Source organism: Mycobacterium sp. NGS68, assembly GCF_059812195.1.
Genome location: NZ_JCALCE010000029.1, coordinates 64,576 through 74,749 on the forward strand (window position 1 = coordinate 64,576; position 10,174 = coordinate 74,749).

Genomic DNA, 10,174 nt, shown 5'->3' on the forward strand with positions numbered 1-10,174 from the left:
CCGAGCCGTTACTCGGAGGCCACCTGGACCGGCACGTCGTCGTCCCAGGGCTGCCGCGTCACCATGTCGGCGACGCGGACCGTCCCGCGCTCGAACTCGCCGGTCGCGGCATCCACCAGGCGGTAGGCCTGCGTCTGCTTGTGGATCGGCTGGGCGTCGAGCAGGACGACGCGCACCTCGCCCGGGGCGAACCTGCAGCGTTGCTGCATGGCGGTGATCAGCTGCTCGTTGTGCATGTGACCGTCGCCGAAGTTCCACCCGATGGCCGTGCTGCAGATCCGCTCGCCGTCGGTGATGACGTAGTCGTCCTCGTTCTGGCCAGCCATGGCGCGGTGCGCCAGCGTGAACAGGGCGCGGCCGTGCGTGTTCATGGCGCGGAATGCGTAGCCGAGGTACATCGGGATCTGCGCGCGGTCCTTGCCGTAATAGCGCTCCAGCTGCGCCTGCGGCATGGCCGCGATCGCGACGATGCCGCGCCCGATCTTCTCGCTGGCAGATGGCTTGATGCACCACAGCGTGGTGTCCCAGTTGCCGGCGTAGTAACGCATGCCGGGCAGAAACGAGATCTTGCGCGGGAACAGGTTACCCAGGATGACGGTGCCCACGACGATGGCAAGCAGAATCGCCACCGGCACAGGGTGTTTCACGTCCGTCAGGCCAGTACGCGCATGGCCGACGAACAGCGACAGCACGCCGAAGATCATGAACACGTTCCACTCCAGCGGGACGCCCATGGGGATGGCCGTCAGGATGCCGAGGTGGAAGCAGACCATCACGATCGCGGCGATCGTGGTCGGCAACCCGCCGTGGGAGAAGAACAACACCACCGGCACGCACATCTCGATGAACGTGCTGACGTGCGCGAACAGCCGCGACAGGAATCCCGGCCGCAGATCGTCGGGGAACTTCTCGAAGAACAGCCGCTTGACAAACCGCGGCCGAAACAGCGGGTTGTTGGACATCATCGTGGAGATCACGAACGGGAAGTGCTTGTTGAGCTTCGACGTCGCCGCGCCCATCCAGATCACCAGGAATACCAGCTTGGCGGCGACGATCATGTCGACGGGCGCGAACAGGAACGTCACGGTCAGCGTCGCGTAGACCTCGCCGCGAGCGGCCAGGAAGATTACCTTGTCGCGCAGGCTGAGCACGCCGAGGAGCAGCAGGATCAGCACGATCTCCCACTTCGGCAGCAGTCCGGCCTTGCTGTGCAGCGCGGGGACCGGGCCGTTGCCGTCGGTGAACAAAGCGCTGACGATGAACACCAGCAGCAGCGCGTACAGCGCGACGTCCACCGGCTTGCGTTTGGTGCCCTGGGTCCAGCCGAAGCGGTCCGACCACGGTGGCAGCCGGATCGTGCCGAACCGCATCCAGTACAGGATCGAGCCCATCGGGGGGAAGAACCGGTTGTTCAGCGGCCCGAAACCGCAGCCGAGCCCGACCACCTCGAACAGCATCGTGTAGAGCACGACCTTTTCGAAGACGATCGGCTCCGCGTACCACGACTTGACGTCGGTGAACCCGTCGATGCCACGGGTGCTGAAGACGATCAGCCAGGCGAACAGGATGTAGAGCAGGATCTTGACGACGTAGAACAGGTGCAGCGCCACCGGCGTCCCGAAGCCCACCTCGGCCCAGTGCCGCGCCATCGGGCGGATCTTCTCGGCGCGCGTGCCCTTGCTCCACTCGTCGATGTCCACGTCGGGCAGCTCGGGCTTCAGGAATCCCATGGCGGACAGACTAGAACGCGTTCTACAGGGGTGCACGATACGCCCGCCATCCGGCGCGCGTGGTGGCCAATCCGCTACTTGCGGTACGTAAATTAGCTCCACTCAATAACAGTTAATTGTCGGCTGCGCTAATAGCATACTCACAGCAATAATTCAGGCTGATTTACCAACTCTTTGGCGGTTAAAGCCGTATATTACATACGCCTTTAACCTTCCAGCTGACTCTCGGGGGGACCCCAGCAAGGGGTTATCGGCAGGCGACGCTGCCACCCCGAGAGAGGTCCAGGCCATGAATTTTTCGGTCTTCTCGCCCGAGATCAACTCAGCCTTGATGTATTCCGGAGCGGGGTCCGGGCCGATGTTGGGGGTGGCGAACGCCTGGGCCGGACTGGCCAGTGAGTTGCAGGCCGCGGCGAGTTCGTTCTCGGCGGTGACGTCGGGGTTGGCGGACGGAGCCTGGCAGGGGCCCACGTCGGTGGCGATGGCGAGCGTGGCCACCAACTACGCGAAAGGCCTGATGGCTTCCGCGTCCCAGGCCGCCCAGGCGGCAAGCGAGGCCCGGCTGGCGGTGGCGGCGTTCGAAGCGGCCCTGACGGCAACGGTGCACCCGGCGGCGATCACGAACAACCGCAATCGGCTGTTCTCGCTGGTGCGGGCAAACCTGCTGGGCTTCGCAGGACCGGCGATCGCCGAGGCCGAGGCCGATTACGAGCGCATGTGGGCTCAGGACGTGGTCGCGATGTCCGGCTACCACGCCGACGCGTCCGCCCTGGTCGGCCGGCTGGCCCCGTGGCAAAACTTCCTGAAGGCCCTGCCCGGGGCGGCGGCCGGCGCCGCGGCGGCAGCGAGCCCCCTCGCCGCCGCGGCCGCCACGTCCGCCCCCCGACCCCTGGCAAGTTCGTTCTTCGGCATTACGCTGCCGAATATCTCCATACCGCCGATCGAATTCAAAAACCTGCCCATCGGCCCGATCGACCTGAACAACATCAATATCAGCAACCTGGGCTCCGCAAACGTGGGTGCCTACAACTTCGGCTTCGGAAACGTCGGCAGCTTCAACCTGGGCAGCGGAAACAACGGCAGTTTCAACATATTGGGCGCCGGAAACAATGGCGGCAACAACTGGCTAGGCGGCGGCAACCTCGGCAGCAACAACATCGGTGCCGGCAACGTCGGCAACGCCAACTACGGCTTCGGAAACCAGGGCATCGGCGCGACGGGCGGCCAGAACGTCGGCTTCGGCAACCAGGGCAACGGAAACTTCGGCTTCGGCAATAAGGGCACCGGCAACATCGGCTTCGGCAACAGCGGCACCAACAACATCGGGATCGGGCTCAGCGGCACCGGCCACGTGGGCGTCGGCAACATCATGAACGGCTTCAACTCGGGCACCGGCAACGTCGGTTTGTTCAACTCCGGCAACAACAACATCGGCTTCTTCAACTCGGGCAACGGCAACTGGGGCGTCGGGAACTCGGGCAACCTCAACACGGGCTTCGCGAACTCGGGCAACCAAAACACCGGCTTCTTCAATGCCGGCACGCTGAACTTCGGCGCGTTGAACTCGGGCAACACCAACACCGGCGTCGGAAACGTGGGCAGCGTCAACACGGGCAGCTGGAACGTCGGCAGCACCAACACCGGCGACGCCAACCCGGGCGCCTTCAACACCGGCTACTTCAACGCCGGCGACCTGAACACCGGCGGCCTCAACACGGGCGACGGCAACCTCGGGTTCAACTACGCCACCAACGGCAACAACCAGATCGCCTACAAGTACGAGATTCCGGTCAACATCCCGAAGCAGTCGTTCAGCTTCACTTTGTTGGACATCTCGATCCTGAGTATCACGCCCTATGTGTCTGTCGCGCTGAACATCCCGGTCACCGTGCTCGATATCCAGCCCGTCCCGGGCATCGGCAACTTCGGTTCCAGCGCGTTCGACGGAGCGGCCACCACAGCTTCGGGCTTCTTCAACCACAACACCGGCGCCTCGACGGCCCACAGCTCGGGCTTCCGCAACTGGAGCAGCAATACTTCGGGGTTCTCCAACAACATCGGCGCCACGGGCAGCGCCGGCACCGGCACCTCCGGTTTCTTGAACGTCGGCACGGCCAGCGCGGGCGCGCTGAACCTGGGCAACAGCGTTTCCGGCATCTACAACACCCTCAATGTCGGCTCCGGGCTGGCGAGCACCGGCGGCAGCAATGTCACGGGCGTGCTGACGGGATGGCAGAGCTTCAACCTCGGCTACGCCAACCACGGGCAACTCAACGCCGGCTTCGCCAACATCGGCAGCACCGTCGCGGGCATCGGCAACATCGGGACCATGGACTTCGGTATCGCCAACGACGGCAACTTCAGCGTCGGCATCGGCAATGTCGGCAACCTGAACTTCGGCTTCGGAAACATCAACAACGGGGCGTCGTTCAACATCGGTCTGGGCAACCACGGCACCGGGAACATCGGCTTCGGCAATGTGGGCAACAACAACATCGGGTTCGGGAACTCCGGCAACGGCAACATCGGGGCCGCGAACCTCGGCAGCAACAACATCGGCTTCGGGCTGTCCGGCAACGGCGGGATGGGCTTCGGCGACCTGATGAACGGTCTGAACTCGGGCAGCGGCAATCAGGGCTTCCTGAACTCCGGCAACAACAACATCGGCTTCGGCAACTCCGGCAACAACAACATCGGCTTCTTCAACTCCGGCAACGGGAACTTCGGCGTCGGGAACGCGGGCAACGTCAACACTGGCCTCTGGAACGCGGGCGTGGCCAACACGGGCTGGGGAAACCCCGGCGACCACAACACCGGCTGGTGGAACACCGGCTCCAACAACACCGGATGGGGCAACTCGGGCAGCCAGAACACGGGCTCGATGAACTCGGGCAGCACCAACACCGGCCCCCTCAATTCGGGCAACTTCAACACCGGCATCGGGAACTCGGGCGACGTCGACACCGGCGCGTTCATCACGGGCGACAAGAACAACGGCTTCCTGTGGCGTGGCCAGCTGGAGGGTGTGCTGCGCGGCCAGTACACGATCAACATCCATCCCAAAGCCCCTGTCACCCTTGGGATCAAGGGCAGCTGGGACATCGGCGTCGACAGCGGCACGTTCAACACCAACGTCCACTTCACCGTCGACTTCGGCTCGTACAACATCCAAGTCCTGAACCTCAACCCGAACCCCGGCCTGTCGCTCGGCTCGCTGAGTCCGACGTTCGCGCAGACCAACTCCTCGGGATTCTTCAACTTCGGCAGCGGTACGTCCGGCGGCTTCAACGGCCTGCCCGGCGGCACCAGCCACAGCCCCAACACCTCCGGGTTCTTCAACAACCTGGCCGCCGCCGGTCAGAACGCCTCCGGATTCCTCAACGGCCACATTCTGAACCCGGGCGATGACATCTCGGGCCTGGGCAACGCAGGCAACGCGATCTCCGGCCTGTTCAACACCGGCGGTAACACCAACTCCGGGATGGGGAACAACGGCAGCAACATCTCCGGCTTCTACAACCACTTCGTCGCGCAGATCGCGGCCATCAACGCGATCATCGCCCAGATCGAGGCCTTCCTGAGCAACCTGTGAATGAGTGGACCTGGGTGGCCGCCCGGTGGATGCTTAGGGGATGACAAGCAGACTTCGCTTCGCGGTGCTCGCCTCGGCCGTGTTGGTCGCCGGGACCGCCGTGCTCAGTCCCGTGGCGAGCGCCGACACACCGGGAGTCGGCGATTCGTGCACGGTGTTGCACGCCACCGCCAAGGACGGCAACGGCCGCACGATGTGGTGCAACCCGACCATGACCGGCGCCCACAGCCTGGTGTGGCAGTACGGCGGACCCTCCTAGCCGACGACCAACGCGCGCTGTGCGGGCCCGACGTACGCGCTCAGCGGGCGGATCAGGGCGTTGGACGCGGTTTGCTCCATGATGTGCGCTGTCCATCCGGTGATCCGGCTCATCACGAAGATCGGTGTGAAGCAATTGATGTCGAAGCCCATCAGGTAGTAGGCCGGGCCGGTCGGGAAGTCGAGGTTCGGCTTGATGCCGTTGGCCTCGGCCATTCCGCGTTCCAGGATTTCATAGATGTCGAGCCATTTCTGGCCATCGCGGGCGGCGGCAACCCGTTTGAGGGCCTGCTTCATGGTCGGCACCCGCGAGTCGCCGTTCTTGTACACCCGGTGACCGAAGCCCATGATCTTGTCCTTGCGGTCCAGCTTGCCGGCCAACCACTCCGATGCCTTTGCGGGCGCGCCGATTTCGAGCATGTCATGCATGACGGCCTCGTTGGCGCCGCCGTGTAGCGGCCCCTTGAGCGCGCCGATGGCGGCCGTGACCGCGCTGTAGATGTCGGACTGGGTGGAGGTGACCACGCGGGCGGCGAACGTGGAGGCGTTGAAGCTGTGTTCGGCGTAGAGCACCATGGACTGTTCGAACGCGTCCACGATCACTTGCTCGGGTACGTTGCCGAAGCACATGTGCAGGAAGTTCTGCGCGTAGTTCATGTGGCTATGCGGGGCAATGGGTTCCAGGCCACGACGACGGCGCATGTCGGCCGCGACGATCGTGGGCAGGATCGCGAACATGCGCAGCGATTTCGCGTAGTTCGCATCGGGGCTGCTGTCGTCCTCTTCGGCGTCTTCGGCGCCCAGGTAGCTGATCACGGTGCGCACCACATCCATCGGGTGGCAGATGTCGGGCTGCTTGGCGATCAGCGACAGCAGGGAGCGGTTCAACCGGCGGTTGGCACGCTCCCGCTGCGTGAACAACGCCAACTGCTGGTCGGTGGGCAGCTCGCCGTGCCACAGCAGGTACGCCACCTGCTCGAAGGTGCAGTGCGCGGCGAGGTCCTGCACCGCGTAGCCGCGGTAGGTCAGGGAGTTGGTCTCCGGCACCACCTTCGAGATGGCGGTCGTGTCGACGACGACACCGGCCAGCCCTTTGAATATCTTCGTGCTCATGAGGTGGCTCCTTCGAGGGCGGAGTTGTCGTCGGCGTAGCGCAGCAGTTCGTGCCGGCTGCGTGGCTGCATCCGGTCCAGCAGTCCGGATTGCGTTCCGGTGTGAGAGATTTCGCGAAGTCCGACGTCGACGGCGTACCTGGCCAGCCGCAGCGTGGTCAGCTGCTTGGCGAACTCCGTCATGTTGGCCGGCAACGGGGTATCCACCGCGTTGCGGAACTGCTCGAATTCCACCGGCGTGTGCAAGGCTTCGGACACGTACACCCCGTCAAACCCGAGTTCGGCGACCAGCTCGCCGACCAGCGGCGAGAACGCCCCCGGAAGCCTGTGCAGCCGAATGCCTTCCAGCGCTGCCCGGAACCGGGCCCGCTCGTCGGCCGCGGGTGCGGCAGCTCCGATCAACCCAGTCACCGGAAGATCCCCGGCGGAATAATGGGCGCCCGGTCGAGCACCAACGCACCGACCGTGACGTTGATCGCGCCCAGCGCGCCAGGCTGCAGGTCCGGTAGAGCTTCGACCGCCGACAGGAACCGTTGCCGCTCAGCGTCGGCGACGACACCGTCGGCAAGCTCGGTGAACTTTCCGATGTACTGCTTGCGCTCAAACGGCCTGGCGCCCAAGGGGTGAGCGTCCGCGACGGCGATCTCGTCGACGATCACCTCGCCGCTCGTCAGGGTGACTTCCGCCTGGGCGCCGAACGCCTTCTCCGCCGGATCGGTCGAGTGGTAGCGCCGCGTCCATTCGGGGTCCTCGACCGTGGAGATCTTGTGCCACAGCTCGATCGTGTCCGGGCGGTGCGCCCGCTCCGGTGCGTAGGACCGCTCGTGATGCCAGGCACCGTCCTGCAGCGCGACCGCGAAGATGTACATCACCGAGTGGTCCAGCGTCTCGCGGGAGGCATCTGGCTCCATCTTCTGCGGATCGCCTGCACCGGTGCCGATCACGCAGTGCGTGTGATGGCTCGTGTGCAGCACGATCGTCGCGACCTGGCTCAGGTCGCCGATCTGTTCACGCAGCCGGCGGGCCAGGTCGATCAGGGCCTGGCTTTGGTATTCGGCGGAGTGCTCCTTGGTGTAGGTGTCCAGGATCGCGCGCTTCGGCTCGCCGGTCTCGGGCAGCGGCACCTGATAGACGTGCTCGGGGCCGCCCAGCAGCCAGGCGATCACGCCGTCCTCGCCCTCCCAGATGGGCGCGGGCGCGCCCTCCCCGCGCATGGCCCGGTCGACGGCCTCGATGGCCACCTTGCCGGCCCAGGCGGGAGCGTAGGCCTTCCAGCTGGAGATCAGACCCTTGCGGGACTGCCGGGTGGCCGTCGTCAAGTGCAGCGCCTGCCCGATGGCCTGGTAGATGGTCTCCTTGTCCAGGCGCAGCATCGTGCCCAGTCCCGCGGCCACCGACGGGCCCAGATGCGCGACGTGGTCGATCTTGTGCTCGTGCAGGCAGATTCCCTTGACCAGGTTGACCTGGATCTCGTAGCCCGTGGCGATGCCGCGGATCAGGTCGGCCCCGCCGAGGCCGAGGTGTTGGGCCACGGCGACCAGGGCGGGGATGTTGTCACCCGGGTGGGAGTACTCGGCGGCCAGAAACGTGTCGTGGTAATCCAATTCGCGCACCGCCACGCCGTTGGCCCAGGCCGCCCACTCCGGCGAGTAGTCGCCGCTGACGCCGAAGACCTTGGCGCCCCCGGCAGAGACGGGATGGGCCAGCGCCTGCGCGCGCGCCGCGGCGACCGGCCGCCGGAGGACCGAGGCCGCGGACACCGCCGCGTTGTCGATGATGCGGTTGATGACCATCGCTTCGGTCCCCGCGGGCACAGCCACCGGATCCGCCGCCACCTCGGCGATCTTCCACGCCAGGTGTTCGCTACGGGGGAAGTCGTCGGCGCTGCGCCGGGTTCGAACCTCATGGTTGCGCATATCACGCACAGTACGCAGCGGCGAATATGGCGTAAATGGCCTATACAGGCGTAATTTTGTGGCCTTGGCGGCCAGGTTTTGCAAACTTTGTGAAAGGCGGCGGGCGTAGCGTGACACGGGTGGCGAAGACGTTCGCCGGTGCGCGATTGCGGCGGCTACGAGAGGACCATGGGCTGACCCAGGCCGCGCTGGCGCGCTCCCTGGGATTGTCGGCCAGCTACGTCAACCAGATGGAGAACGACCAGCGACCCATCACGGTGCCGGTGCTGTTGACCCTCAGCGCGCGCTTCGACCTGCCGACGCAGTACTTCGCACCGGATTCCGATGCCCGCTTGATCTCCGACCTGAGCGAAGTTCTCGCCGAGGCGCCCGCGACCGCCGCGCAGATCGAGGAACTCGTGGCGCGGATGCCGGCCGTCGGCCAGACGTTGGTCAACCTGCACCGCCGCCTGCACGACGCCACCGCCGACCTGGAGGCGCTGCACGGCCGGGCCAACGTGGAGGTTTCGACGACGTCGCAGCAGCCGATGCCGTTCGAGGAGGTCCGCGATTTCTTCTACGACCGCAAGAACTACATCGCCGAACTCGATCTCGCGGCTGAGGAGCTGTTCACCCGTCATCGCCTGCGGGTCGGCGGACTCGACGGACAACTGGCGGAGCTGCTGGCCGACAAGCTTGGCGTCACCGTCGTCGTCGACGATGGCGATGCGCTGAAACCCAACTCCAAGCGCCTGTTTCACCCCGAATCCAAGACGCTGTACGTCGCGCGGTGGCTGCACCCCGGCCGACGCGCTTTCCAGCTCGCGACGCAGATCGCCCTACTCACCCAGCCCAGGCTGATCACCGGGATCATCGCCGCGGACGACCAACTCAGCGACGAGGCACGCGGGGTGGCGCGCATCGGCCTGGCCAACTACTTCGCCGGTGCCCTGCTGCTGCCGTACCAGAGGTTCCTCGACGCCGCGGAGAGCGTCCGCTACGACATCGACCGGCTGGCAAGGCGATTCGAGGTCGGCTTCGAGACCATCTGCCACCGGCTGTCCACGCTGCAGCGCCCCAACGCCCGCGGTGTCCCCTTCATCTTCGTCCGCACCGACAGCGCGGGAAACATCTCTAAACGTCAGTCTGCCACCGCATTCCACTTCTCCCGCGTTGGCGGCAACTGCCCGCTGTGGGTGGTGCACCACGCCTTCGCCCGGCCCGGCCAGTTCCTGACTCAGGTGGCCCAGATGCCCGACGAGCGTGCGTATTTCTGGATCGCGCGAACCACCGCGACGGAGCCCAGCCGATATCTGGGGCCCAACAAGAGCTTTGCCATCGGGCTCGGCTGCGACATCGCCCACGCCGACAAACTGATCTACTCGGTCGGCATCGACCCCGCCGATGCCGAGTCCGTCGTGCCGATCGGCGCCGGCTGCAAGATTTGCGACCGGCCAGCCTGTTCCCAGCGCGCCTTCCCGTATCTCGGCCACCGGGTGCACGTCGACCCCCACACCAGCACCGACCTGCCCTATCCCCCCATGGTCGCCGGCTAGGTTGCGCGAGCAGACGCAAAAGCCCCTTCCT

General features: G+C 65.4%; 6 protein-coding genes and 1 pseudogene. 3 read left to right on the forward strand and 4 right to left on the reverse strand.

The window, feature by feature from the left end; all coding sequences use genetic code 11:
* Nucleotides 1–8: 8 nt before the first annotated feature.
* Nucleotides 9–1,730, reverse strand: coding sequence for a DUF3556 domain-containing protein (locus AC5Y5V_RS24645; RefSeq protein WP_499940572.1), 1,722 nt, complete (start codon nucleotides 1,728–1,730; stop codon nucleotides 9–11).
* A gap of 289 nt (nucleotides 1,731–2,019) precedes the next feature.
* On the opposite strand from AC5Y5V_RS24645, the gene AC5Y5V_RS24650 reads away from it, so the two are divergent.
* Both AC5Y5V_RS24650 and AC5Y5V_RS24655 read left to right on the forward strand, forming a co-directional pair.
* The gene (locus tag AC5Y5V_RS24650) at nucleotides 2,020–5,322 is read left to right on the forward strand and encodes a PPE family protein (RefSeq protein WP_499940573.1); all 3,303 of its coding nucleotides are present in this window, start codon (nucleotides 2,020–2,022) and stop codon (nucleotides 5,320–5,322) included.
* A 40-nt stretch (nucleotides 5,323–5,362) separates the two neighbouring features.
* Nucleotides 5,363–5,581, forward strand: coding sequence for a hypothetical protein (locus tag AC5Y5V_RS24655; RefSeq protein WP_499940574.1), 219 nt, complete (start codon nucleotides 5,363–5,365; stop codon nucleotides 5,579–5,581).
* On the opposite strand, the pseudogene AC5Y5V_RS24660 reads toward AC5Y5V_RS24655, so the two are convergent.
* The 3 genes and pseudogenes from AC5Y5V_RS24660 to prpD form a co-directional block, all read right to left on the reverse strand.
* Nucleotides 5,578–6,754 (reverse strand): annotated as a pseudogene (locus tag AC5Y5V_RS24660) (bifunctional 2-methylcitrate synthase/citrate synthase); the annotation flags it as partial. The gene AC5Y5V_RS24655 and the pseudogene AC5Y5V_RS24660 overlap by 4 nt on opposite strands.
* Complete coding sequence (locus AC5Y5V_RS24665; RefSeq protein WP_499940575.1) at nucleotides 6,690–7,103, reverse strand: hypothetical protein; 414 nt, start codon at nucleotides 7,101–7,103, stop codon at nucleotides 6,690–6,692. The pseudogene AC5Y5V_RS24660 and the gene AC5Y5V_RS24665, both read right to left, overlap by 65 nt.
* Nucleotides 7,100–8,608, reverse strand: coding sequence for a 2-methylcitrate dehydratase PrpD (prpD, locus tag AC5Y5V_RS24670; protein ID WP_499940576.1), 1,509 nt, complete (start codon nucleotides 8,606–8,608; stop codon nucleotides 7,100–7,102). The genes AC5Y5V_RS24665 and prpD overlap by 4 nt, the downstream gene beginning before the upstream one ends.
* 110 nt (nucleotides 8,609–8,718) lie before the next feature.
* Between prpD and AC5Y5V_RS24675 the strand changes: the two genes are divergently transcribed.
* Complete coding sequence (locus AC5Y5V_RS24675) at nucleotides 8,719–10,143, forward strand: short-chain fatty acyl-CoA regulator family protein (protein ID WP_499940577.1); 1,425 nt, start codon at nucleotides 8,719–8,721, stop codon at nucleotides 10,141–10,143.
* The last annotated feature ends 31 nt before the right edge of the window (nucleotides 10,144–10,174 follow it).